This is a genomic window from Bartonella sp. AU18XJBT (assembly GCF_028618595.1).
In the GTDB taxonomy this organism is placed as follows: Bacteria; Pseudomonadota; Alphaproteobacteria; order Rhizobiales; family Rhizobiaceae; genus Bartonella.
On sequence record NZ_JAQITE010000013.1, the window covers coordinates 24,647 to 50,036 of the forward strand.

Annotated in this window: 20 protein-coding genes; 13 read left to right on the plus strand and 7 right to left on the minus strand. The window is 37.3% G+C overall.

The genetic code is table 11. The annotated features are described in order from the left end of the window. Positions 1–2,164 precede the first annotated feature (2,164 nt). A complete protein-coding gene (locus tag PVV60_RS05155) occupies positions 2,165–3,139 on the plus strand; it encodes a phage tail protein (RefSeq protein WP_273723626.1) in 975 nt (324 codons plus the stop codon). 1,155 nt (positions 3,140–4,294) lie between these two features. Here the strand turns inward: PVV60_RS05155 and PVV60_RS05160 are convergent. The 5 genes from PVV60_RS05160 to PVV60_RS05180 all read right to left on the minus strand — a co-directional run bounded on the left by PVV60_RS05160 (position 4,295) and on the right by PVV60_RS05180 (position 10,640). Further along, entirely contained in the window at positions 4,295–5,128 is an 834-nt protein-coding gene (locus tag PVV60_RS05160) for a heme ABC transporter ATP-binding protein (RefSeq protein WP_273723627.1), read from the minus strand. Continuing rightward, a complete protein-coding gene (locus PVV60_RS05165; protein ID WP_273723629.1) occupies positions 5,125–6,222 on the minus strand; it encodes an iron ABC transporter permease in 1,098 nt (365 codons plus the stop codon). The genes PVV60_RS05160 and PVV60_RS05165 overlap by 4 nt, the downstream gene beginning before the upstream one ends. 5 nt (positions 6,223–6,227) lie before the next feature. After that, a complete protein-coding gene (locus PVV60_RS05170; RefSeq protein WP_273723631.1) occupies positions 6,228–7,130 on the minus strand; it encodes a hemin ABC transporter substrate-binding protein in 903 nt (300 codons plus the stop codon). A gap of 18 nt (positions 7,131–7,148) precedes the next feature. After that, positions 7,149–8,192 carry a hemin-degrading factor gene (locus tag PVV60_RS05175; RefSeq protein ID WP_273723633.1) on the minus strand — a complete coding sequence of 348 codons (1,044 nt, stop codon included), beginning with the start codon at positions 8,190–8,192 and terminating at the stop codon, positions 7,149–7,151. Between the two features lie 270 nt (positions 8,193–8,462). After that, the gene (locus tag PVV60_RS05180; RefSeq protein ID WP_273723635.1) at positions 8,463–10,640 is read right to left on the minus strand and encodes a TonB-dependent hemoglobin/transferrin/lactoferrin family receptor; all 2,178 of its coding nucleotides are present in this window, start codon (positions 10,638–10,640) and stop codon (positions 8,463–8,465) included. A 246-nt stretch (positions 10,641–10,886) separates the two neighbouring features. On the opposite strand from PVV60_RS05180, the gene PVV60_RS05185 reads away from it, so the two are divergent. After that, on the plus strand, positions 10,887–11,636 hold the full coding sequence (locus PVV60_RS05185) for an energy transducer TonB (protein WP_273723664.1): 750 nt from the start codon (positions 10,887–10,889) through the stop codon (positions 11,634–11,636). Positions 11,637–12,649: 1,013 nt separating this feature from the next. On the opposite strand, the gene PVV60_RS05190 is transcribed toward PVV60_RS05185, so the two are convergent. Next, positions 12,650–14,740 (minus strand): lytic transglycosylase domain-containing protein, encoded by a 2,091-nt coding sequence (locus PVV60_RS05190; protein WP_273723637.1) that lies wholly within the window; start codon positions 14,738–14,740, stop codon positions 12,650–12,652. Positions 14,741–14,992: 252 nt separating this feature from the next. Between PVV60_RS05190 and dapA the strand changes: the two genes are divergently transcribed. Both dapA and smpB read left to right on the plus strand, forming a co-directional pair. Further along, a complete protein-coding gene (gene dapA / locus PVV60_RS05195; RefSeq protein WP_273723639.1) occupies positions 14,993–15,877 on the plus strand; it encodes a 4-hydroxy-tetrahydrodipicolinate synthase in 885 nt (294 codons plus the stop codon). Between the two features lie 17 nt (positions 15,878–15,894). Next, the gene (gene smpB / locus PVV60_RS05200) at positions 15,895–16,371 is read left to right on the plus strand and encodes an SsrA-binding protein SmpB (protein WP_012231306.1); all 477 of its coding nucleotides are present in this window, start codon (positions 15,895–15,897) and stop codon (positions 16,369–16,371) included. 48 nt (positions 16,372–16,419) lie between these two features. Here smpB and PVV60_RS05205 read toward each other — a convergent pair whose 3' ends face one another. Then, positions 16,420–17,088 (minus strand): uracil-DNA glycosylase, encoded by a 669-nt coding sequence (locus PVV60_RS05205; protein ID WP_273723666.1) that lies wholly within the window; start codon positions 17,086–17,088, stop codon positions 16,420–16,422. 557 nt (positions 17,089–17,645) lie between these two features. Here PVV60_RS05205 and rpoZ point away from each other — a divergent pair. From rpoZ to recO, 9 genes are all read left to right on the plus strand, one after another. Beyond that, positions 17,646–18,044 carry a DNA-directed RNA polymerase subunit omega gene (gene rpoZ / locus PVV60_RS05210; RefSeq protein WP_273723642.1) on the plus strand — a complete coding sequence of 133 codons (399 nt, stop codon included), beginning with the start codon at positions 17,646–17,648 and terminating at the stop codon, positions 18,042–18,044. A 128-nt stretch (positions 18,045–18,172) separates the two neighbouring features. Further along, entirely contained in the window at positions 18,173–20,398 is a 2,226-nt protein-coding gene (locus tag PVV60_RS05215) for a bifunctional (p)ppGpp synthetase/guanosine-3',5'-bis(diphosphate) 3'-pyrophosphohydrolase (RefSeq protein WP_273723644.1), read from the plus strand. A gap of 16 nt (positions 20,399–20,414) precedes the next feature. After that, on the plus strand, positions 20,415–20,993 hold the full coding sequence (pyrE, locus tag PVV60_RS05220; protein WP_273723667.1) for an orotate phosphoribosyltransferase: 579 nt from the start codon (positions 20,415–20,417) through the stop codon (positions 20,991–20,993). A gap of 121 nt (positions 20,994–21,114) precedes the next feature. Further along, a complete protein-coding gene (locus tag PVV60_RS05225; protein WP_273723646.1) occupies positions 21,115–21,705 on the plus strand; it encodes a DUF2062 domain-containing protein in 591 nt (196 codons plus the stop codon). Between the two features lie 20 nt (positions 21,706–21,725). Beyond that, positions 21,726–22,127 (plus strand): holo-ACP synthase, encoded by a 402-nt coding sequence (gene acpS / locus PVV60_RS05230; RefSeq protein ID WP_273723648.1) that lies wholly within the window; start codon positions 21,726–21,728, stop codon positions 22,125–22,127. Between the two features lie 80 nt (positions 22,128–22,207). Beyond that, the gene (lepB, locus tag PVV60_RS05235) at positions 22,208–23,023 is read left to right on the plus strand and encodes a signal peptidase I (RefSeq protein ID WP_273723650.1); all 816 of its coding nucleotides are present in this window, start codon (positions 22,208–22,210) and stop codon (positions 23,021–23,023) included. After that, positions 23,001–23,711: a ribonuclease III gene (gene rnc / locus PVV60_RS05240; protein ID WP_273723651.1), complete on the plus strand. Its 711-nt coding sequence runs from the start codon at positions 23,001–23,003 to the stop codon at positions 23,709–23,711. Before lepB ends, rnc begins: the two co-directional genes overlap by 23 nt. Then, the gene (gene era, locus PVV60_RS05245; protein WP_273723653.1) at positions 23,704–24,609 is read left to right on the plus strand and encodes a GTPase Era; all 906 of its coding nucleotides are present in this window, start codon (positions 23,704–23,706) and stop codon (positions 24,607–24,609) included. The genes rnc and era overlap by 8 nt, the downstream gene beginning before the upstream one ends. Before the next feature lie 25 nt (positions 24,610–24,634). Beyond that, entirely contained in the window at positions 24,635–25,381 is a 747-nt protein-coding gene (recO, locus tag PVV60_RS05250) for a DNA repair protein RecO (RefSeq protein WP_012754938.1), read from the plus strand. Positions 25,382–25,390 lie beyond the last annotated feature (9 nt).

Below are 25,390 nucleotides of genomic sequence, written 5' to 3' on the forward strand. Positions count from 1 at the left end.
AGAATAAAGTGAAAAACGGATTATCAAGGAAAAATTAGATAGTTTAGAGCTCTAATTGAGATTTTTTTCATATTAAAATAAAACTCAGAATACCATAAGATTCTTTCATCATACATCTTTTCATATAAAATCATTTCTTGCACATCATAAGTGGGGGCGTATGGGGCAAAACACTTGAAGAAAGGAAGCCAAATGTCATTTATGAACATTCTCAGAGGCGAGGACTGTCGCAATGTGGGGGAAAACAAAATGTATGATGGGTTCCAGCTTGTATCGTCAAAAGCTTAAAGATAATGATCTATAATGGCTTACTATTGTATCATGGACGTGCGCTGTCGTAAAATGAACGGAGTATATTTTGAGCAATATTTCTTTAAAAAGTGCGTGATATGCAATATCATTATATTTTGTTTGGAGCATTCTATTCTTTATGAGGGCATGTTCCCATTAAGAATGTGATAAACAAAAGCGTGAAACAATACCTAATCTTTATTATTAAAAATAATATTGCCTTTAAAGTTTTGAAAATTGTAAAGCTGAATTAAAAAATGATGATGAAAATGAACAAAGGCTTTTCATCTTGAAATTTCATCAACACTTTTAAAGAGTTGAAAGAGAGAGGAAAGCAAAAGGATGTATCTCAGCATAAAGTACTACGTGAATTCATTAATTAGTTTGCAATAGAAATGCGCACAAAGCGCTGTGTTTTAGCTTAAGACGAAGTAAAAATTCATTTTCTGAGACATAAAACTCTTTAGTTTTCAAGGTAAAGTTATTCAAGAGTCATGTGATATCGTGCAACAATATTACAGATAAGAAATCACTAATTATATACAAAAAGCTTTCTAATCATAATGAAATGCTCTGTCGAGAACCTGGTAAAGGGCGTGTAAAGGGTGTAGGTAATAAATGATGCGTATTTTAAAGGGAAGATAGAAGTTAAAGGTGCAGAGAACACTGAAAATAAAGTCGGTAATGAGTGGAGGGGATATTCTATTTGGAAAAAAACAAGCCATGGACAGTTCAATTGTCTGGTTACTTATTTAGCAAGTTTTTGTAAGGTATTTTCTTTGATAGTTAAGGGTATAGCGAGTGTTAAATCGATGGAGCGTATTTTTTTGTTTGGATTGATGAGGCAGATGAATTAGCAAAAAAGTTTAGAGAATGCTTTTTGTTATTGCCATGAATTAAGAAGAACACCAATAATTGCAAGATGTTGTTGAGAATGATTTATTATTCTTGCAAAAAAAATATACATATAATAATATATAAAAAGGTATGCTAAGTGTGGGAGGGGAGAAGTTGATTACGGGGCGTTTAAAAAATAAGGATATTGTTCGTAAAAATTGGGGGAGGGCGCTGGTTTGTGCTTTTTAATGTTTTTCGGATCGGGTACAACCTTCAAATTTGGTGAAGGTGTGTGATATTTCTCTAGTATTTCATTTCCAGTTTAATGAAAGTGTGAAGAAATGGCCATGAAGAAATGGCCATATTAAATATATTCTCTATGGTGCATTTAGATTAAACAAAAGCTTGTTCAAAAAAACATTGGGGCTAATTTTGAACACAATTTCAGAAATAAATTGAATAAAATAGAACAAAGTATCTGCATGCGAATAAAACATCATGAAGCATGCAAAGAATTTGAAGCTAACTTTCAAAATTTTAATACAAATGATAGCCAAAAGATAGAGTTTCTTTGTTTAGATATAACATATCGATGAGATAGATTTAAACTATTGAAAAAATAAAAAAAGATAATGTTTAAGTCAGAAACTTTCTACGTGGATGATAAGTTATTACATTCAATAATGGTTATATGAAATCCATAATAAGGAAAATTCTGAAAAGTATTTATAAATTTTGCAACAAGAAGAAAAATTTGAAAATAATCATATAACAACAGGCAAAGAAACAAAACAAGATATTAAGTAACATCAGATGAGGTGATTACATTACACATTAGAAGAGAAAGCATTAATACTAATGTTATGCAAAGCATTTGGTGAATTTAGGTTATTAAATTGCAAGGAGTGGAGAGAGGTAAAATGCGTAAATACGGATGGTGCAGTGGTTATGATATACCAATCAACAGCGGCAGCATATTTTAGTGCACAGAACAAGAAGTTGTTAGAAAAACTATGAAAATAATGGGGGATTTATAATGTCTAATATTTACGATTGGTCTCTAAAGGCTGATGAAAATGCTTATTCAGATAGTATCATTAATTGGGCAGAAGGTCAGCCGCCTAGTTCTGTTAATGATAGTGCGCGGGCGATGATGCAGCGCGTGCGTGAATATCTTGCAGATAATGGTGGTTCTATTAATTCAAGCTTTATAGTAAATGTGGAAGACAAAACAACATTAATTACCTTAAAGACAGTTTCACCTATAAAGAAATACAACAATGATATCATCATACGTTTTAAAGCTTGTGGTGTAAATATTGGCGCGACAACAATAATTGTTAATAATATAGGAGAAAAGCGTATCTATAAAGCCACTGATGCGGGGGTTATACCATTAGAAGGTGGAGAATTTCAAACAGATGGCATTTATGAAATGATATACAATAATGGTGTTTTAATAAAAGAGCATGAGGGTTGGTATTTATTAAATCCTACACCACCAAAGATAGAAAGTTTTCCTGCTGGATTTATTGCAACATTTGCTATGCAAAATGTGCCAAATGGTTGGCTTTTATGTGATGGTAAGGCCTATAAGCGTGAAGATTATCCGCAGTTATTCAAGGCAATAGGTGATAAATGGGGTAAAGACAGCAATAAAACGTTTAAAGTTCCTGATTTTAGAGGCATGTTTTTACGCGGCTTTGATAATGGTCGGGGGGTAGATGGTGGTAGAAAATTTGCAGATGAACAACAAGATAGCATAAAGTCGCATACGCATATTGGGAGCATTGAAAATGCAGGCGAGCATGCGCATAGTTTTGAGTATAAAGGAGTTGGATGGCCAACTGGTGATATTGGGAGACTACCGAATCATTATACCTATGATGCAACCCTGAAAGGGAAAACAGGTTCTGCTGGCGCACATACACACAAGATAACTCTTTCCCATACGGGTGAGGCAGAAACGCGCCCTGTTAATACAACCGTTGTCTATGCTATAAAATCATGAGTATGTTTGAGTAATAATAATCTATACACCCTGATAATTTTGTTAACGCGGAGCAATTCCGCGTTATTTTCTACGTCTATGAAGAGGAAATCTATATTGTTAATACGATACTTGAGGGAGACAAAAAAACAATTTTAAAATGATTAAAAGAAAGAGTTAAGGATATAATTTATTATCAGAAAAAGAAAATCATAACTTTTTTATAATTGTATGATAACATAGAGAAAATGCGTAAAACTTATTTAAATTGTGCCGTGAAGTGATCTGGGATGTATTTTTTCATAAGGTGTTTTGATAGGGGATAAGATGATAAAATTATTCAACCTGAGGCATAAAAAAGTACAATATTTTTAACGTTTTTTATGCAAAAACAGCATACCCTGTATGCGTTAATTCATCTTATAAAGATTTCTCTTATCTTGTTGTCGATTTCATTTCTTTGCATTGCCATGGTGTAGGCTTTATCTGTAAATGATAGTACTCTCTTGAGTGGAATCGTCGTTATGCTTGTGAAGCAGCAGACAAACACTTTTTCTATACTCTCTCCTCATCCCTATATTCCGCATTTTTTTTTGCATTAAGGGGCTTACAAGAAGCGTTGTTGAGTTTATTTTAAAGCTTTTATTCAATAGGTTAACTTTTTGTAATATGCCAATAAACAATTATATATAGAGAGAGAGGAAAATAAAAAATATCATTATAAATCAATATTTATTTATAGAGAAAGCTAAAGTATATATATATTATAAAGAAAATATTACTATTAAAGCTACAAATAAACCTTTTATGGGTGGGAAAAAGGTACTTGATTTCTATATGGTCCTTAGAAGATATAAATAATGCACCCCATTATTATAACAAAGGCATTTGTACACATTTCTTGAATCATTTTTTAAAGATAAAAGTGATAGAAAGAGTGGGAAAACGCATATGTATGTTGTATAACTTCATACTATCTAACAGTGTGATAGCAAAACAAAATTTCACATGTTTTTAGTTACGTAAAATCTTGAAAGATTTTAAACGAGTATTTTTTCCCAAAATATCTTTAGGGTGTTTAGTCTTTTTGCTTAAAATGACAGATGACAAAGAAGGAGTTCATATAAAAATAAAAAAGATTCTTAAATATTTGCGTGTTTTATTTTTCTATGGACTTTAGTTTTTAGATTGAAGCCGATAGCTTAGAGGTCTAATTTCGTAGGAGGATGCCGTTTGAGGAAGTACAAAAGGGATATCTTCTTTAGGTAATTCAGAAACGTTTAAAGAACAATGATAAACATCGCGGAGATTTTGTGTTGTCAAAACGTTCATTGCATTTCCTTCGCAATAAATCTCTCCGTCCTTGAGCAAGATCATGTTATCTGCATAATGTGCCGCGAGATTGAGGTCATGAAGAACAGCAAGAACGCCGCCACCAGAATGGGCAAATTGTTTAGCAATATCCATAACGATGATTTGATGTTGAATATCGAGGCTAGCAATAGGTTCATCTAATATCATCCAGCGAGGAATCCCATTATGAACAGGTTTCCAGATTTGGCAAAGTACACGGGCAAGTTGTACTCTAGCTTGTTCTCCACCTGATAATTGGTGATAATACAGGTTGCCATAATCAGAAAGGTCAACGCACTCTAAAGCCTTTTGGATAAGATTTTGCAATTCGGTTTTGGCAATGGTAAATTGGTTTACAGAAAGGCCAAGTCCTACAACTTCATGAACTAAAAATGGAAATACGAGCGTTGTTGATTGTGGTAGCACAGCACGCATTTTTGCCATTTCATGCGTTTTTGTTTGGCATACATCATAACCATTTAAGGTTATTTTTCCACTGTAAGGAATTTCACCACTCAGAGCTTTGATAAAAGTACTTTTTCCTGATCCATTAGGACCAATAATAATGGTAAAAGCACCACTTTTAGCTTGAAGATTAATGTGTTTAAGAATCTGCTTCTTTCTGCGCTGAACACAAATATTTGTCGCTTCAATCATGAAAAGTCTGTTCCTCGTTTGCATATAAGGATCCATAGAAAGAAAGGTGCACCAAAAAGTGCTGTTACAATTCCAATCGGCAATTCTGCGGGGGCAACAATGAGGCGTGCAAACGTATCAGCAAAAATAAGTAATGCTGCTCCCAAGAGAGCAGAGCAAGGAATGAGATAGCGATGATCAGGACCAATGAGCTGACGTAAAATATGAGGAACAATAATACCAATAAAACCAATACCACCACTGACAGCAACAGCACTACCACACATAAGAGCAACTAGGGGAATAGCAATATTTTTAACGCGTTGAATATGGAAACCAATATGGCCAGCAACAGCTTCTCCAAGAGCAAGGGCATTAAGTGCTCGTGATAAAAAGGGAGAGAAAAGAAGACCAATAACAATGAAAGGGAGAACGAGCCATACTTTCAACCATGTAGCGCCCGCAAGAGAGCCAAGACTCCAAAAAGTGATATCACGGAGTTGTTGGTCATTTGCGATAAAAATCAATGTTCCAACAACTGCACTGCTTAATGCACCAAGAGCAATACCAGCAAGCAGCATGGTTGCAATAGAGGTAAAGCTATTATGCGTTGCTATGATGTAGAGAATAATCGTTGATAAAAGTCCACCCAAAAAAGCACCTATGATAACTTTGTAAGGCTCTAGAAAAGGTGCAAATGAAACAGGAAAAGCAAAACCTACAACAATTGCTAAGATTGCTCCAAGTCCAGCACCTGCTGATACACCTATAATTCCAGGATCTGCAAGAGGATTGCGGAAAAGCCCTTGCATAAGAACACCGGAGACAGCTAAAGCTGCTCCAATCAATAATCCCAAGATAACACGGGGAAGCCTTATATCGATAAGCACGAGGTAATCACGCGTTTTACTACTTACTGAAAAATCTTGTGTAAGCATTACATGGAGGAGATCAAAGAAAGAAACCTTTGCAGCACCATTCAAGAGCCCAGCAAAAATACTGAAGATAAGGAATATTATTAAGCTTAATAATAAAATCCTCCCCTGCTTTGAACGGTTTATTTTTTTACCTTCTTTTGCTTCAGGTAAATGCATCATCGATGTACCGTCTACCATTTTTATCAGCTCTTACCGTTTTGATTTGCACCATAAAGTATCTCAATAAGCTCTCTAGATGCGTCTGCAGTGCGTGGACCAAATCCCAAAAAATACATAGCATCCATCTGTTTTATGGCATGATTTCTTGCTGCAGTTGTTGCTTGAACTGCCGGTATGGCTAAAATCTTATCAATGCTGGTTGATTTTGCACCATGTTTTACAAGTAAGATAACATCAGGATCTGATTTCAATAACGCTTCGCCGTTGAGAAGTTTATATCCTTTATAATCGGTGATAGCATTGATAGCACCTGAAAGTTTTATCATACTATCAGCTGCAGTACCTGTTCCAGATGCCATAACGCGTCCATTTTGCACAGAGAAAACAAAAAGAACACGCTTTGGTCTTGTTACTTTCGCCAAAAGCACATCATTTTCTAAAAAATTACGTTTCAATTTTTCAATTAACGCAGCCGCTTGGACTTCTCGATGAATAGCTTGGCCAACGAGGCGAATCTTTTCTATCACATTTTCACGGGAGTAGTCTTCTGGTATGATCACCAGAGGTATTGATGTTTTTTTGAGAATATCAATTGTTGAGGCGGGACCGCTTCCTTCAACAAGCAATATACCTTCTGGGGCAAGTGATAAAACACCCTCAGGTGAAAGAGCACGCATATAGCCAAGCACAGGAAGCTTGAGCGCTTCTTGTGGGTAGACGCTTGTACTATCACGGGCGACAAGTTGATCTTGGGCTCCCAATGCATAGACAATTTCTGTAAGTGCTCCGCCGATAGAAACAATTCGAGCATTTTCAGGAAAACGGGTTGTGGGTTCAGCAATCACTTGTTTAGAAAAACAGGTAAGAGAGAGAAGTAAACACATAAGAAAAAGGTTTGATAACCTATGTAAAACAGATATGAACATGTCCGACCTTACCTTATCTTAGTTACTGCTGTTTTCTTGGCATGATGGCAAACTATTCAATAAAGAGCGCCAATCTTCACGTTCTTTTTGACCTTCCTTGCGTACGCCAAAGAATTGAATAATCATCTCATCATCTTTATCGAAAACTTCAAGTGAGGTGACATACCCATCAATCGTAGGTTTGCGAACACGCCATACTTTCTTGATCCCAGAAACGAGTAAATGGAGGTGAAATTTCTGATCGAGAACATTAAGCCAAGGTCCCATTTGCTTAATGTTTTTCACTTGCCCAGTGAAAATTTGGATACATCCTTTATTACCAACAAAACACATAATTGGTAACTCTTCTTGTGCAACTTGTTTGAGCATCATTTCAACAGCGTCTACCTGTAATTCATCGGCAAATTCATTACCAGCAAATTTTACAGCGTGATGCCGATTAATTTTCAGTTCAGAAATAATCCCATGAAGTTGATGCACATCAGTCATCTGTCGCCAACGATCTCGGAACTTTTCAACATCCAGCTTTGCCGTATCACATTGTACTGGAGTAGGAACGGGAGAAATATCAAGTACGGGTGATTGATCATCGTGAAGCAACTTTTCAACAAGTGCAGCCCACTCTTCCATATTTGTTGCATCTTTAGAATAGAGTTTGAAAATAGCAATGCCATATTGATCAAAAAATTGCAGACTTTTCATAGGTGTTCCAAGAATAGTCACGTCATGCTCGAAACCAAATTTCCATTGTTTTGAAAAAATACGCAAGTCAATTTCACCGAGTGTTATCGGAATATGTTGGCTTTGAACAATCTTTTCAAAACATCCTGTTATTTCATGGACAGCATTTTCATTGCGTGTCAATGCCATGACTCTTCCAAGCCGAGGAGCATTTTCCAAGAGAGTAGCAACATCAGCACGCAGTCTTTTTGCTTTTCCAATTGTACAATAAGCCGCAATGAGTTCTGCTTCGGATATACCAATAGAGTCCGCGAAATCACGGCTACGCATCTCTTTTTTTTCTTCACGCAAACGAAGAATCATTTCGGCAGTGTATGACATGGGCTTATCCTTATGTTACCTGTTTGAAGGTTAATTGTTTAATTTTATAACTCAAAGACAGTAAGTTGAACCACTATCAATTAATGGTTCAACCCACCACGAAACAAGCCCTTATTTTATCAACAGTAGAACAATAAAAACCGATAAATTACAAATAGTTAAAGCGAAAATTTCAAACTTGTTGTTCAAAGAACAATGAGAACAGAAACGCAATAATTTATTTTTTATCAATATAACCTTTTTCATTGATCTAATGGTTAACAAAAGCGACTAGAATTTTTGCACGAACGAAACTTTAAAGTTACGACCAGGCTGACTATAATAATCCTTCGGTGTTGAGCTTGCACCGGAAGGAAGATCTGAAACATTCCAATATTTTTGATTGAACAGATTATAAACACCAGCCCTTATAACAGGACCCGTTTCACCGAATGGTTTCCACCACCCTGTCATATCAACGACATGGTATCCCGGAATTTTTTGGTAATCAGATGCCTTAGCTACTTTGTCACGTTTGGCTGCTACAGTAAGGATAACATCGCTTCCCCAAACTTCTTTTGCATACCCTAAACCGATAACTGTTTTCAAAGGAGAAATTGAGTTAAGATACTCTTTTTTATCAAGATCTTTTCCTTGTGAATAAGAAAGAGCAATATTGCCATGAAAACCATTTTTAAGAACTAAATGCGCTTTTGTTTCAACACCAAAAATTTGCACGCGGAAGCGATTCATGTAATGCCGACGCGCAAATTTGAATTCTTCTGATGGACCTCTATCCTCGGTATCTATGAAATTCTTATATTGGTTAATAAAGGCATTGAAGGAACCACCGAAATTTACATTTCCATAGCGTATCCCCACATCATACCCATTGCTTGTTTCTGGTTGAAGGTCAGGATTTCCTTTCACGTAATAAGCAGAAGGTTTGATATAAGAGACATAAAGTTCTGAAATACGTGGTGAACGAAAAGCTTGCGCCCATTGAGCATAAAGCGTTACTTGATTACGAACATCCCACTCCACGCGTAATTTAGGAGAAAAGCGTGATCCATTTCTTTCTGGAGGGAATTTATCAGAAATCAGTGATTTCTCATAAGAAGATGTTTTCTGAGGAATATATTTGTACCAATCATACCGGATTCCCGGCGTTACACGAAAACGATCATCAACGAATCCAATTTCATCTTCAAAAGCGAAACCCAAATTGTAACCATTTGTGTCTGGCGAATCTGATCGATTAGCAGGAACAAAAAGGCATCCTCGAGCATATTCTTTTATATGACAATTGTCTTTACCAAACAAATAGTGATGAGATTTAGATGACGAAACATTCGTTGCAAACTTTAACGTATGGCTTACAGTGCCAAAATCCACTTTTTTAAGTGCATCAGCATTGAAACCATAATTGATATTCCGCAAAAAATTATCTCTCAAATAATCCCCTTTAGGGGCTGAAACACGAACGCCAGTCGTAACGGAATGACTTGATTGCCTTTGCCAATAAAGCAGCCCACTAAACGCATCAAGAACCGCATCACCATTACCATTATAATTGTAAGAAAGAGAAAAACGCTCACGGAGTCTATTATCCCGCTCATAAACAGAACCTGGAGCATATCTTTTAGACGAATTTAATGCATGTGCGTTACTATTATGACCAAAACGCTCTGCAGTAAAACCAAGCCGATGATTATCACTCAAATATTGATGAATTTTAAAAAGCAAGTTATTTTTGTCAAAGTGAGAGGGGTTTTTACGTGTGCGTTCTTCATATCCTCCCACTGTTCCCATATTTTTGCGCTCATGACCTTCTACATAAGACCCTTGGAAAAGCAAAAATGTTCGGTAATTGCGCACAGCAAAAGCTTGATCGATGCGCCAACTATTATCAACAGAATGATAACCACCTTTTATAAGGCTACCCCAATTCTTTCCTTCCACGATAAGGTCTTCAGGATTAAGGGTACGTAGAGCAATTATTCCTCCTAGGGCGCCAGAACCATAAAGACTAGAATCTGATCCTTGAATAGTATCAAACGTAGAAAGAGCATTGAAATCAAAAGTTGTGTTTCCGCCTCCACCACGGAATATATCATTATACCATGGAAGAGAAATACCATCCATTGTCGTAAGAACACGGTTTGCATCTAAACCACGAATAACGAAACTATTACTTCCCGAGTTATAGGAGACAGAAGGATTAAGACGACTCACATCATAAACATCAGTTATTTGTTTTTCATCAATATTCTTATTGGTTTTACGATCAGTTAGAATGGTTATTAAATTTGAAGCATCTTCTATTTTTTTTCCTTTAATAAGGATTGGTTTGAGCTCAGTTACAGTATTCTTATCGCTGTTTTGTGCAAAAACAAATGAAGGCATACAGACCGATAACACACCTAAAATCATGTAGCTCTTATGGATATTTTCTCGTCTTATTCGCATAACACATTATAACCTTTTTTTAACATCCCCTCTCCGTTTTGAAATTTTATTTACATACAAAAAGGCTGGGCCCGCTGATTAAAACTTGCCAGCCAAGCAGAAATGATTTTGTTAACAACAAAAAATCACTAGAAAACCATATTAAACATGACAAAATCAGTCAAGAAAAAAGTTGCAATTTTAAAATAGCCTGTTTTAATGAGACGAAATACCAATATTAAGCTTTAAATAATGACAGAAGAAACGATGAATTTTGCAAATACGAAGCAATTATTAACTCTTTGGATTGGTGCATTTGTTGGAGCTTTCTTTTTGCATGTATTATTGGGGGCGCAGTTTTATTTTCAAAGTATTGGTGTAACTAAAGGCTTGCTCTCGTCGGAGATTATGCTGACTTTTGTGCAAGAAGTTGTATATCCGGATGTTGATACAGACTTGCCAGATATTCACACAGAGCCAGAAGTATTACGGACTGATCTCCTAGAGCAGGAGTCAGAGGAATTGAAATCTGTGGATAAAGTTCAATCGGAAGAACCTCAGCATATGGTAGAACAAGATGACTTAAAGTCTTTGGAAGAACCCCTTCCTCAAAAAGTAGAGCATAAAGCGTTTATCAAAAAAACAATACCGACGCCAGAGGCTGTAGTAAAGCGCTCCAATGCAAAGGTGGTACGTTCTTCTTCCACCAACAAGGGTGGTACAGCAGGGCTTGAAGATACGTTGTTAATGGAGTGGTTAGCAAAGGTACAGTCACAATTAGAAAGGCAAAAAAATTATGTTGTAGGACAGCGTACCAGTCGAGCAAAAGGAACGGTGAAGTTAGAATTTATGGTACATGAGCGGGGGAGTATTTTTTCTAGCCGTGTTGTCGTTTCTGCTGGAGATCCAGAATTGGATCGATTGGCTATGGCAGCACTTCAACGCGTTGGTTCTTTTCCTCCCCCTCCACCATCAAAAGTGAATAAAACAATCAGAGTATCCCTAATATTTAGCTGATTTTTTATGCGGGGCGCTTTTCTTATAATATATTTATTTATAATTTGAATGAAAGTTCAAATATAGTTCGTTCGAATTTTTTGACGTTGAATCAATCGAAACCATCTGCTTACTTATGATACAAGTTGAGGGGAAGCATAGATAAAAAACTTCTAAAAGCTGTGAATATACTTCTTATAGATGCTCTAAATGAAAGGGCTGTTGTAACATTGCGCGTTAAGGGATGATAGAGCTATAGCTTTTATGAAGTAAAGGTTAATCGTGTCTAATCGATTTTTATACCGTTCGTAAGAGGATTTTCGTAAGTACTTTTCAGATACACCGTTGTGAAATAGATTTAGAAACATTAAAATAAAACAAGAATATCAATAAGAAAAATATACTATTGGGGGATGCTCTGTTTTGTGTGAAGGATGTGAGCTTATATGTAAATGAGAAAAATAAAAAGAAAAGCTTCATCTTCATCTTGAAAAGATATTGACATATTTAAAAGTCGTAAAACCGAATGAAAAGGGAAGGGGCAGAAGAAAATTGTTTGTCTTTAAGGCTTTCTAACTCAATGAGTCTGCCTTTCTGTTATCAAAGATAATCCAAACGATATATACAATAACGTGCTCTTATCTTATATAGAAATGTTATAAGCAGAAAAAATAGTCTTAAAATATGCTGTTTCACAAGATTTGGATATTGACTAATAAGCAACAGTAAAAGAATGACCTATTTGTTTCACTCTTCTCTTATATTTGTAATCATCTATGACATTGTCGTTTATGTTGAGAAGAAATAAATTATTTGTGCAACATATTGATTTATAATGATAATTCATCATTTTGTATTTGGAATAAAAGACCCGAATAGCGGGGGGGGTTCTCATTTCGAATTTATTAATACTGAATCAATTAAAATTACTTTCTTATACATCATAAGCAGGTTGGTATGTGGGTACTATTTAAAAAGGAATAAAAACACTTCTTATGAACGCTTTCAAATGCTATTTGGAAAGTTAAGGCATATTATTTCCGTCGACCAGAAAGCAGGTCGGTTTTTATATCTATTTTCCCAGTAAGTCTTGCTTTATAGACACCATAATTTTCCATGACACGCATCACGTAATTACGTGTTTCTGTATAAGGAATACGCTCAATCCAATCAATGACATTATCGAGAGATTGTCCTCGAGGATCGCCATAACGTTTTATCCATTCATTGACTCGACGGGGACCGGCATTATAGCCAATAAGAGTTAGTATATAGGATCCATTAAAACGTTCTAATTGTTCATTGAGAAAATGGGCACCTAATGTTGCATTATAATGAGCATCACTGCTAAACTTTTTAGGAGACCATGTGATTGAGTATTTTTTTGCCAGTGCTTTTGCTGTTGTAGGAAGCAATTGGAGTATACCTTGTGCACCTGCTTTTGATATGGCTGTTGGATTAAATTCGCTTTCTTGGCGTGCAATGGCATAGATAAGCGACTTTTCTTCTACAGAAATATTAGTAGAAGCTGGTATAGCTCCCAGAGGATGAGAGAGTGCACCGACACTTTTTCCTTGAAAAACAGCCATTTTTCCAATTTTGAGGCTGGTATAATAGTCACCATTTTTTTCTGCCATAATAGCTAAAAGAGCTAATTCACCGGGGCTTTCTATTTTTTTTCCGAGCTCTCTATAAAAAATTTTAGCAAAATCAGCATAGCCGGCTGCTTCAAGACGTTGAATTGCTTTGATCGCTTTTCGTGCACTGAAATGTTGTCGCTCAGCGGTTGTTGGTTTGGGAAAAGACACTTTAAGCTTTTTTTGGTTGAGTCGTGCACCGGCTAATTGACCGTAGTAAGTTGCACCAAAATGAGCTGCGCGATGAAAGTATTGCTGGGCATTTTTATGTTCTCCTAGCTTTTCTGCTGTTCGTCCCATCCAGTAATATCCACGTGATGTAGAAAAAGGTAAAGAAGAGAGTTGAGGAATACGTGAAAAATGCTGCATTGCCAATTTAGGATTATGAAGAAACCGTAGTGCGTACCATCCTGCATGAAACTCAGCATCGATAGCTAATGCAGATGTTATACCAGTGTGCATTGTAACGAGTTGATAAGCGATTTTTGGTTTGTTTAAATCGAGCATTTCACGAGAAAGGGCGCGTTGTTCTTTCCACAATGAATGAGGGTTCATAAGGCGGAATGCATCTTTTGATGTTTTCATCATGAGTGCTGCGGCTGCATCATATTGCTCTGTTCGTCGAAGATGGCGTATTCGAGCAAACTGAAAAAGAGGATCTTTTTGCCATGATCTCTCTACAGTTTTTAATTTTTGTGTAGCTCTAGGATCATTTTTTTCAACGGCCACAAAAGCATCAAAAAGAGATTGAGCATGGGCTAATTTTGCAACGCGTGCTGCTGAATCAAAACGATATGCATACAGCATAAACTGCATGCGTTTCAAATGATCAATAGGTTTTAATGCAGCACTTGCATTTTTAAGAACAAATATTTCTTCTTTTGCATTAAGCTGTGTTTTATGCCACCATGGCGCAATAACGTGTCGAGCACGAGTGGTTTGTCCCGTTGCGATAAGTGCTTTAGCGAAGAGAGCCATTCCTTGCGCTGTTTGGGGCGGGTGATGAGAAAATTTTTGGATGATTGCGCGTGTGCGGTTGGTTTCGTTAAGAAAAGCACGTTCAGCATTGCGTTGCATCGTTTCTATACCGGGCCATCCTTTTAGCATGTTGATTGCATTGAATATTTCAGAACTTGGTATATTAGCTTGGTTTGATACCCCCAGCGCCCATGTCAAAATATGACGATCGAGGCTATGTTTTTCCATTGAATTACGAAGATTTATTGTTTTTGCAATATTGTTATTTGTTAGTGCATCTAGCCCAGCTTTCAGTTTCTGAAGTGTAGCAGCATTGTGTGATGTCGTGTGTATCTGTTGAAGAGATTTCTGAGCTTCTTTTGCGGTAAAGGGAGTAGGGCGAACCAAAGGGATTGGCGTTTTCCCTTGCAAAAGGGGTGTTTGCGCGTATGCACTTGAAAATAAAATTCCTATTGCCAGTATAAGTGCAGTAAAGGTTGATACGAAAAGAGAGGTGGAAAATACACGCATAGAGAAAAGACCTTGAGACCTTGCTTTTTGTAAAAAACTTAAGGATCTATAGAACACAAGCATGAAAAACGCGTTAATATAGACGGCTTATTTAAAAGAAATGTTCAACATTTAAGGAGGGCGATCTTCATCTTATGAGGGCTTTTTTTGAAATTCATCTTGCTTCAATGATAGAGCAAGATTATGCTCTATTTAAAATTTATAAAAGGCGATTATTAAAAAAATAAAAGCGAACATTATAGGGAGTTTATCATGCTCAAGGGAGCTATAACTGCGCTTATCACACCATTTGATAACAAGGGCGCAATTGATGAGAAGGCGTTCTGTGATTTTATTGAATGGCAGATCACACAAGGGATTAACGGTGTAAGCCCAGTTGGGACAACAGGTGAATCAGCAACGTTAAGTCATGAAGAACATAAGCGGATTATAGAATTGTGTGTTGAGCAGGTCGCAAAGCGTGTTCCTGTTGTGGCCGGAGCGGGATCAAATAGCACAAGTGAGGCTGTAGAACTTGCACAATATGCGCAAAAAGCTGGTGCAGATGCAGTTTTGGTTGTCACTCCCTATTATAATAAACCAAATCAATCTGGTTTATACAAACATTTTTCTTCCATTGCCAAAGCTGTTTCTATTCCGATTATAATTTATAATATTCCTGGTCGTTCTATTATCGATATGGCTGTAGAAACGATGAGAGACCTTTATCAAGATTTTAACAATATCATTGGTGTTAAGGATGCAACGAGCAGAATTGAGCGCGTTAGTGAACAAGGTGAAAAGTGTGGAAAAGATTTTGTGCAGCTTTCCGGCGATGATTGTACGGCGTTAGGTTTTAATGCACATGGAGGTGTGGGGTGTATTTCAGTTTCCTCCAATGTTGCTCCAAAGCTTTGTGCAGAGCTTCAAGCTGCTTGTTTTCGTGGTGATTATAAAACAGCACGAGAATTAAATGATCGCTTGATGCCTCTTAATCGTGCTGTATTTATTGAACCTAGTCCAGCAGGTATTAAATATGCCGCTGCAAAATTAGGATTTTGTGGTGATACAGTGCGTTCTCCTATTGTTCCATTAACAGAGAGCACAAAGAAGATTATTGATGCAGCGCTCAGTCATGCTGATCTTTTAAAAGAATAAATGATATTGACAAAGCCATGAATAAAAAAAAGAACGCGCCCGTACGGAAAATAATTGCTGACAATCGTAAAGCACGTTTTAATTTTGAAATCCTTAATAATCTCGAGGCTGGTCTTGTCCTTCAGGGAGCGGAAGTGAAGTCACTACGTTCTAATCATGCCAATATTGCGGAAAGCTATGCGAGTTTTGAGAATGGGGAATTATGGTTAGTAAACAGCTATATTCCTGAATATACGCAGGCTAATCGTTTTAATCATGAACCGCGACGTTTGCGCAAGTTATTACTTTCAAAACGTGAGATGGCGCGTTTTTTTAATGCAACGTCTCGTGAAGGAATGACACTTGTTCCTCTCAAACTTTATTTTAATGAACGGGGGCGCGTTAAGTTGGAGATCGCTTTAGCGCGGGGGAAAAAGCTTCATGATAAGCGCGAAACGGAAAAAAAACGCGATTGGGGACGTGAAAAAGCAAGACTTTTAAAAAGATATGGATGACGGATGCGATCAAGATATCCTTTATTTATAACACTTTTTAAAACAGTTTTAGCATTGATCTAAGTATGTTTTTGCTGCTTGAAAGATTTGGTGAAACATGGCGTCTGTCAAGAGTCCAGTATTTGTATTATAACGAGAACAGTGATAGCTCGAAAAGATGCGTAATCTGCCGATGTTATTGATTTCGCCGTGCCCAAAAGGGTGAGCTAAAACTTTTGCATTAAGGGCACGTATCGTGGAATGGTGCGCAATGGTGCCTAAAGTAATAACGGCTTTAAGTTTGGGAAGATTTGTTAAAAGAGGAGAGAAGAAATAGCGGCACGTGTTAATTTCTGCACCGGTGGGTTTATTTTCTGGTGGAACACAACGAACAGAGTTAACGATTGCTGCATCAATCAGTTCAAGAGTATCATCTGCTCTTTCTTCGAAGGTCCCTTGGGCAAAACCAAATTTTTTTAAAGTTGAATAAAGTAAGTGCCCAGCATAATCACCAGTAAATGGACGTCCAGTTCGATTTGCTCCGCGTAACCCAGGAGCAAGCCCAACAATAAGAAGGCGCGTTGTGTCTGCTCCTTTATAAGGAAAGAAGGGGCGCACCGGTGCATTATACCAACTTGGTTCTTTTACACGCCAGTCAGCGATAAACTGATGGAGCCTAGGACATAAATTGCAATTTTGGGGCGGTTCTGGGCAAAGTGATGTTAATTGGCTATTCATGGTGTTAGGCATCAATCGTTTTTTCTATTTTTTTGAGTCTTTTATAGCGTATATGACGGGTTATGTTTTGAGAAACAATCTATAATGAATATAAAGAAAGTTTAATATAAACTTATTACTAATTATTGTGTAAAGAGAGATAATCTTTCAGTAATTTATTCGATGAATAAGAGTGCAATACACATGATGTTCAAAGAAAAAAAGCTCTCTCTTTAAATACAGATATTATCATAAAAAGTATGCATAAGGGCAGCTGTTATTGCAAAGGATTTTAAACAGCTGGTATTCCTTTTAAAAGGATGAAGACTCCAGACAAACATTTTGTCAAGAAAGATCTCCCTTTGTTTGAAGCCAATCTATTGGAATGCTTTTAAGAGCAGCTTTGATAACGAGCATGTATAGGCTATATATTCTTATAAATTTTCCAAGAATTTTCTTAAATAAGTTCTGTAATTAAAAAATATAAAAGTTTGTGTTGTTTTTCTTGTGTTTTATTTTGATTATTGTATATACTTCCCTATCCGCTATTAAATTTTTTATTTGAGAAAGAGGCATAAATGGCCCGCGTAACGGTAGAAGATTGTATTGATAAAGTTGATAACCGCTTTGAATTGGTACTTTTAGCAGGTCATCGGGCGCGTCAGATTTCACAAGGAGCGCAGATTACGGTTGATCGTGATAATGATAAAAATCCAGTTGTTGCTTTGCGTGAAATAGCAGAAGAAACGTTGTCGCCTGCTGATTTAAAGGAAGACCTTATTCATTCGCTGCAAAAGCATGTGGAAGTAGATGAGCCAGAAATGGCAAGTGAATTTATTACTCATTCAGGTGAAGCTGAAAGTGTTTTTAATACGTCGTTGCAAGAAGAAGGTACTTCATTTGATCATATGTCAGAAGAAGAGCTTTTAGCGGGTATTGAAGGTTTGGTTGTTCCAGAAAAAAGTGACGATTATTAATTGCGGCAATTTATATTACAGGAGTAAAGATACCTTGTCGTGTGAGGAGCAATTATTTTTCTTGTCTTTTATTGATAAGATGTGTTCAATAAGGATTAGGGGTGTGAAAAGATAAAGGATATACTCGTATGATGCGTCAGTGTGAGCTTGTTGGACGTGTTCAGCGTTACAAGTCTGACGTAGATGAGGCTCTTTTAAACAAGGCCTATGATTATGCAATGAGAAAGCATGCACATCAAAAGCGTGCGTCAGGTGATCTTTATTTTTCTCATCCTTTAGAAGTTGCTGCTATTTTGACAGATATGCGGTTGGATGAGGCAACGATTGCTGTTGCTCTTTTGCATGATACAATTGAAGATACAAGCGCTACACGAGCAGAAATTGATCAGCTTTTTGGTTCTGAAATTGGGAAGTTGGTTGAAGGACTTACAAAGCTTAATAAGCTTGATCTTGTATCAAAGAAAGCCGTACAGGCAGAAAATCTTCGTAAACTTCTTATTGCCATTTCTGATGATGTTCGCGTTCTTTTAGTTAAACTCGCTGACCGCCTTCATAATATGCGTACCCTTGGTGTTATGCGTGATGATAAACGTCGACGAATTGCTGAGGAGACGATGGATATTTATGCGCCACTTGCAGGTCGTATGGGTATGCAGGATATGCGCGAGGAACTAGAGGATCTCTCTTTCTTTTATTTAAATCCAGAAGGTTATCGTACGATTACCAATCGACTTTCTGAATTATTGAAACACAACCGTGATTTACTTTCCACAATTGAAAATGAATTGACAAAACTTTTTTTCGAGCATGGCATTAAAGCAGATGTTAAAAGCCGTCAGAAAAAATCTTATTCAGTCTTTCGCAAAATGGAAAGTAAAGCATTATCTTTTGAACAGTTATCGGATATTTTTGGCTTTCGTGTGATTGTTGAGTCCGTGAATGATTGTTATCGTGCTCTTGGGGTCATTCATACGACATGGCCAATGGTTCCTGGTCGTTTTAAAGATTATATCTCTATACCAAAGCAAAATGATTATCGTTCTATTCATACAACAATTGTGGGACCATCGCGACAACGTGTTGAGTTGCAAATTAGAACGGCTGCTATGGATGAAGTTGCTGAATATGGGGTTGCTGCTCATTCCATATATAAAGAGCACGGTTCTAATTATTCGACTATGAAGTTATCAAGCGAAACGAATGCCTATGCATGGCTGCGTCAAACGATACAATCTTTGTCTGATGGAGATAATCCAGAAGAGTTTTTAGAACATACAAAACTTGAGCTTTTTCAAGACCAAGTTTTTTGTTTTACGCCGAAAGGTCGATTAATTGCTTTTCCTAAAGGAGCTACACCTATTGATTTTGCTTATGCCGTCCATACAGACATCGGTGATTCTTGTGTGGGTGTAAAAATCAATGGTCGTATTATGCCTTTAATGACCAAATTAAAAAATGGTGATGAGGTTGATATTATTCGTTCACACGCTCAAATTCCGCCAGCTGCATGGGAATTTCTTGTTGTCACAGGTAAAGCACGTTCAGCTATTCGACGAGCAAGCCGTGCAGCGGTACGTAAACAATATTCGGGTTTAGGATATCGTATTCTTGAGCGTTCATTTGAATATATGGGAAAACAATTTTCAAAAGACATTTTGAAGAAAGTTTTGCCACGTTTAGCGCGTAAAGATGTAGAGGATGTCTTAGCTGCTGTTGGGCGTGGAGAGCTGTTTTCCGCTGATGTGATTAAAGCGGTTTATCCTGATTATCAAGATCACCGTGTGGTACAAAAGTCATCTTTTAAGCCTGGGGAAGAAGGTTGGTTTAATATTGAAAATGCTCAAGGTATGATTTTTAAAGTTCCAGAAAATGAAAAGAATGCAATGGTCGAGAATCATCAATCTAAAGCATTGCCTATTAGAGGAACCCGTGGAGATATACCCGTACGGTTTTCACCGGAAGGAGCAGTACCTGGAGATCGGATTGTTGGTATTATGCAGCCAGGGGCTGGGATCGTTATTTATCCAATACAGTCTTCAGCTTTGATGGCGTATGATGATCAACCAGAACGATGGATTGATGTCCGCTGGGATATTGATGCCCAAATGAATGAACGTTTTCCTGCACGGATGAATATTTTGGTTGTAAATAGTCCTGGTTCTTTGGCTGAAATTACACAAATAATTTCTGCTAACGATGCCAATATTCAAAATTTATCGTTTATTCGTACAGCACCAGATTTTACAGAAATTATGATTGATTTGGAAGTGTGGGATTTAAAACATTTGAATCGTATTTTTTCTCAGTTAAAAGAGGCAAGTTCAGTAAGTACAGTACGGCGGGTTCATGGATAAAAAGAAAGATTTTGCAATGAATACACAAGATGTCATTGATATTTTTAAACAAGCAGATGCTATTCTAGAAGGGCATTTTATTTTAACATCGGGTCGCCATAGTGCGACTTATATGCAAAAAGCGAAAGTATTCATGCATGCTGACTTGACGGAAAAGTTATGTCGTGGATTAGCTGAAAAAATAAAAAAATCTATCGATGGAAAAATTGATTATGTTGTTGGTCCCGCAATTGGCGGTCTTATTCCTTCCTATGAAACTTCACGTCACCTTGGTGTTCCTTCTCTTTGGGTAGAGCGTGTAAATGGCATCTTTGAGTTGCGTCGTTTTGAAATCAAGAAGGGTGCACGGGTTGTTATCGTTGAAGATATTGTGACCACCGGTCTTTCTATTCGTGAGACTATTGAGGCGCTCGTTGCAGCAGGAGCAGAGGTATTGGCCAGCGCATGTATCCTTGATCGTTCTGGTGGTAAAGTCAATGTTGGAGTTCCATTGATTGCACTTGCTGAATACGAGATAACCTCTTATGCTAGTGATGCACTTCCTGCAGAGCTTTCTGTTCTTCCAGCGATAAAACCAGGCAGTCGAAATATTTAATTGTCTTTCTATTTTTTTTGTGCAAAAGCTTAAAAAGATTAATTTGGATAATAAAGCTTAAAAAGATTAATTTGGATAATATAGATTATTTCATCATCAAAAGATGTATATTGAGAGTCATATGCTTTTTCGTCGTCGAGAACCAATAGATTTTGTAACGCGTATTCGACTTTGGTTATGTCCACGTCGTTCATTTTCTCGCTCATTTTGCTACATACATAAACGTATTTTGCGTATATCAGCAACACCGCATGAAGTAGCATTGGGGGTTGCTGTTGGCATTTTTTTAGCTTGTTCTCCTTTCTTTGGGCTGCATATTATTTTGGCAATATTTCTTTCTTGGCTTTTGCGTGCAAACTTTGCCGCTGCAATCATTGGGACTATTTTTTCTAATCCACTCACATTTTTATTGATTGTCATGGCTGATTATAAAGTAGGGTATTTTTGTTTATCACTTTTTAGCGATGTCAAAGAGATTTCTCTTTCGCAAATTCGTGCTCTATTTAATGATTTGACATTGTCAAATCTCTCTCTCCTCTTTAAAGGTGCATGGGACACAATTATGAGTCCTATGATTTTAGGTGGAACTCTTTTAGGTATTGTTTTTGGTGGGTTATCTTATATAGGTGTTTACAGAGCAACGGTTCGTTTTAAAGAAAAGCGATATCAAAAGATTATAAGAAAAAGGCGTTTAAAGAAACGTTCATCGTAAGAAAGATTGGGTAATATCTTATGATTGTTGGTCTTGGAAATGATCTGGTTGATATACGACGTATTGAGAAAATGTTGGTTTGTTATGGTGAGCGTTTTATCCAACGTATTTTTACGGATATTGAAAGAAATAGATCCGAAAATCTCAAAAAAATCTCCTCTTCCTATGCAAAAAGATTTGCTGCTAAAGAAGCATGTGCTAAAGCCTTAGGAACAGGAATCGCTTGTGGTGTCAATTGGAAAGATATGGGGGTAGTTAATTTGCCATCTGGTAAACCAATCATGCAATTAACAAATCGCGCACAAGTGCAACTTCAAAAGTTATTACCTCCTCACCATGATGCAGTTATTCATCTTAGCATAACAGATGATTTTCCTTGGGCACAGGCATTTATTATTATCGAGGCACTTCCACGTGGATAGATGGGATGAGAGATTGTGCTTTTGTTATTTGAATATTATGATGAAAAAAAATTATATCTGTGATGAGAAGGCAGTTGGTGATGATCCAAAAAGATAAAGTGCATAAAAAAGAAAAAAAAGGTGGGCTTCGTGAATTTATCTCTGTTCTAATACAGGCTCTGCTTTTAGCAGCGTTTATTCGGACACTTTTTTTCCAGCCTTTTAGTATTCCTTCCGGTTCAATGCGTCCTACTTTATTGGTGGGAGATTATCTGTTTGTTTCTAAGTATGCATATGGGTATTCTCGTTTTTCCATCCCCTTTTCTCCTCCTCTTTTTTCTGGAAGGATTTGGGCATCTCAACCTCAACGTGGAGATGTAGTCGTTTTTCGCTTACCAAGTAATCCGAAGATTGATTATATAAAACGTGTTGTTGGGCTACCAGGTGATCGTATACAAGTCCGTCAAAGTGTTCTTTATATTAATGATAAGGCTGTTTCACGTCACTTTATGGGGGAGATTGATAATTCTGATATAACAGAGGTTAACTATCCTATTGAGGTTTATCGCGAGACAATGCCTAACGGTGTCAGTTATGATACACTTGATTTAGCTTTCATCCCGAAAGTTGATGATACAAAAGTCTTTGAAGTTCCTCAAGGACATTACTTTATGATGGGAGATAACCGCGACAATTCAGATGATAGTCGTTTAGATGTAGGCTATGTTCCAGAAGAAAATCTTATTGGTCGCGCGAGCGTAATTTTCTTTTCCATCAGTAACGGTTCAAGTGCTTGGCAGATTTGGCGCTGGCCATTTGATGTGCGTTGGAAGCGTTTGTTTTCTTTCATAAATACGGTTCATGATTTGCCGCTTATCAAGCAAGGAAACAACGATGAAACGTCGTCTAATGATTGATCAGCTTTTCAAGCTGACGGGGCATCGTTTTAAAGATGAAGAGAGGTTAAAGAAGGCATTAACACACTCGAGTGTACAAGATTCAGAACAGGGGAATTATGAACGACTAGAGTTTTTAGGGGATCGGGTTTTAGGCCTTTTGATTGCAGAAATGCTGTATCAACTTTTCCCTCAGGCAAGTGAAGGTGAATTATCAGTCCGTTTGAATCATCTGGTCAATGCGCAGACATGTGCTGATATTGCGCGTGAAATGAGGCTGCCTGATATGATCCGTGTTGGTTTTGAGATGAAAAATTTCGAGGGGCGTCGACTCATCAATATGCATGCAGATGTCGTGGAAGCTTTGATTGCCGTGATATATCTCGATGGAGGATTGGAAAGCGTTCGCCCTTTTATTCAAAAATATTGGCAAAGTCGGGCAAAGAAAATGGATGCTGGTCGACGTGATGCCAAGACAGAATTACAGGAATGGGCGCATATCCAAGGCAATGCACAACCACATTATCAGGTTATAAAACGTTCAGGTCCAGATCACGATCCTGTTTTTATGGTAGAGGTCAGTATTTCTGGGTTTGCTTCAGAGATTGGGCAGGGAAGTTCCAAAAGATATGCCGAAAGAATGGCAGCTGAAAAAATTTTACGACGAGAGGGTGTATGGAAAACAGTGGGAAAAAATGATCATGAGTGACGTTATGAAAACGCGTTCTGGGTTTGTTGTGCTTATTGGGATGCCTAATGCCGGTAAATCGACATTGGTTAATCAATTGGTTGGAACAAAGGTTTCAATTGTAACGCATAAGGTACAGACAACACGAACTTTAATCCGCGGTATTGTCATTCATGATGATGTGCAAATTGTGTTAGTCGATACACCGGGTGTTTTTCGTCCCCATAAGCGCTTAGAACGTGCCATGGTCTCTGCTGCTTGGGGAGGGGCTAAGAGCGCGGATGTTCTGCTCGTTTTAATTGACGCTCAAAGTGGTCTTTCGGATGAAGTTGATATGATGTTAGATATTGTAAACAACATGAAACAAGAAAAAGTTCTTGTTCTTAATAAGGTTGATACAGTTGTTAAATCATCTCTTCTAGCGTTAACCACTAAAATAAATGAACGTGTAAAGTTTGCGCAAACATTTATGATTTCTGCTCTAAACGGTTCTGGTTGCAAGGATTTACTTCATGCGTTGAGTAATATGATGCAGGAGGGACCATGGTATTATCCAGAAGATCAAATTTCCGATATGCCCATGCGTCATCTTGCTGCTGAAATTACGCGTGAAAAACTTTTTCTTCGTCTTCATGACGAACTTCCTTATTCCTCAACGGTTGAAACAGAAAGCTGGGAAGAGCGTTCAGATGGTTCCGTTAAAATTAATCAAGTTATTTATGTCGAGCGTGAGAGTCAGAAAAAAATTGTCTTAGGAGCAAAAGGCGATACAATTAAAGCGATTGGTCAAGCAGCACGTAAAGAACTCATGGAAATTATGGATCAAAAGGTTCATCTTTTTCTCTTTGTGAAAGTACGCGATAATTGGGATACCGATCCAGAACGTTATCGCGAAATGGGATTGGATTTTTTAAAATAAGATTTTTAAAAATAATTAAAGTAAAATGAAGTGGAAAGAACAAGCTGTTATTCTTGGTACACGCCAATATGGTGAAACAAGTGTTATTCTTGAGGTTATGACACGTGAACATGGTCGTTATATGGGCGTGGTGAAAGGAGGGCGATCGCGTCGTATGGCAGCTCTTCTTCAACCTGGAAATTTTGTGGAAGCTGAATGGTGGGCTCGTTTAGAAGAACATTTGGGACTTTTTCGGCTTGAAGCTCTTGATTTACATGCGGCACGATTAATCTGTCTACCAGAAGCGCTTTATGCTTTGCAATTGATAGCTTTTCATTTGCGGCTTCTTCCTGAGCGTGATCCGCACCCCGTTTTATATGATATTTTACACCTTTTTATGCAAAATTTTGATGAACCATTTGTAAATGCAGAATTGCTTGTACGTTTTGAAATGCGGCTTCTTGAAGAACTTGGTTTTGGTCTTGATTTATCTTGTTGTGCTGCAACAGGTCGTCAGGAAAGGCTTCATTACGTATCACCAAAATCTGGACGGGCTGTCTGTGAAGAAGCAGGGGAACCTTGGAAAAAAAAGCTTCTCATTCTACCACAATTTCTTGTGCAAAGAACGACTCGTCCTACTGATTCTAGTGACATAATAAATGGTTTTATACTGACGGGCTTTTTTCTTATGCGTCATGTCTGGGAGCCACGAGATATAAAGCAGCCGTCAGTGCGCATGAATTTGATACAATTGTTTGAGCGCCAATTTGGTATACAAGCATTAATTTATTGATCTGATGAT

Excerpts from the sequence above, each read along its gene's own strand:
- PVV60_RS05155 (WP_273723626.1), top strand. The coding sequence starts at position 2,165 with ATGTCTAATATTTACGATTGGTCTCTAAAGGCTGATGAAAATGCTTAT.
- PVV60_RS05160 (WP_273723627.1), bottom strand. The coding sequence starts at position 5,128 with ATGATTGAAGCGACAAATATTTGTGTTCAGCGCAGAAAGAAGCAGATT.
- PVV60_RS05165 (WP_273723629.1), bottom strand. The coding sequence starts at position 6,222 with ATGGTAGACGGTACATCGATGATGCATTTACCTGAAGCAAAAGAAGGT.
- PVV60_RS05170 (WP_273723631.1), bottom strand. The coding sequence starts at position 7,130 with ATGTTCATATCTGTTTTACATAGGTTATCAAACCTTTTTCTTATGTGT.
- PVV60_RS05175 (WP_273723633.1), bottom strand. The coding sequence starts at position 8,192 with ATGTCATACACTGCCGAAATGATTCTTCGTTTGCGTGAAGAAAAAAAA.
- PVV60_RS05180 (WP_273723635.1), bottom strand. The coding sequence starts at position 10,640 with ATGCGAATAAGACGAGAAAATATCCATAAGAGCTACATGATTTTAGGT.
- PVV60_RS05185 (WP_273723664.1), top strand. The coding sequence starts at position 10,887 with ATGAATTTTGCAAATACGAAGCAATTATTAACTCTTTGGATTGGTGCA.
- PVV60_RS05190 (WP_273723637.1), bottom strand. The coding sequence starts at position 14,740 with ATGCGTGTATTTTCCACCTCTCTTTTCGTATCAACCTTTACTGCACTT.
- dapA (WP_273723639.1), top strand. The coding sequence starts at position 14,993 with ATGCTCAAGGGAGCTATAACTGCGCTTATCACACCATTTGATAACAAG.
- smpB (WP_012231306.1), top strand. The coding sequence starts at position 15,895 with ATGAATAAAAAAAAGAACGCGCCCGTACGGAAAATAATTGCTGACAAT.
- PVV60_RS05205 (WP_273723666.1), bottom strand. The coding sequence starts at position 17,088 with ATGAATAGCCAATTAACATCACTTTGCCCAGAACCGCCCCAAAATTGC.
- rpoZ (WP_273723642.1), top strand. The coding sequence starts at position 17,646 with ATGGCCCGCGTAACGGTAGAAGATTGTATTGATAAAGTTGATAACCGC.
- PVV60_RS05215 (WP_273723644.1), top strand. The coding sequence starts at position 18,173 with ATGATGCGTCAGTGTGAGCTTGTTGGACGTGTTCAGCGTTACAAGTCT.
- pyrE (WP_273723667.1), top strand. The coding sequence starts at position 20,415 with ATGAATACACAAGATGTCATTGATATTTTTAAACAAGCAGATGCTATT.
- PVV60_RS05225 (WP_273723646.1), top strand. The coding sequence starts at position 21,115 with ATGCTTTTTCGTCGTCGAGAACCAATAGATTTTGTAACGCGTATTCGA.
- acpS (WP_273723648.1), top strand. The coding sequence starts at position 21,726 with ATGATTGTTGGTCTTGGAAATGATCTGGTTGATATACGACGTATTGAG.
- lepB (WP_273723650.1), top strand. The coding sequence starts at position 22,208 with ATGATCCAAAAAGATAAAGTGCATAAAAAAGAAAAAAAAGGTGGGCTT.
- rnc (WP_273723651.1), top strand. The coding sequence starts at position 23,001 with ATGAAACGTCGTCTAATGATTGATCAGCTTTTCAAGCTGACGGGGCAT.
- era (WP_273723653.1), top strand. The coding sequence starts at position 23,704 with ATGAGTGACGTTATGAAAACGCGTTCTGGGTTTGTTGTGCTTATTGGG.
- recO (WP_012754938.1), top strand. The coding sequence starts at position 24,635 with ATGAAGTGGAAAGAACAAGCTGTTATTCTTGGTACACGCCAATATGGT.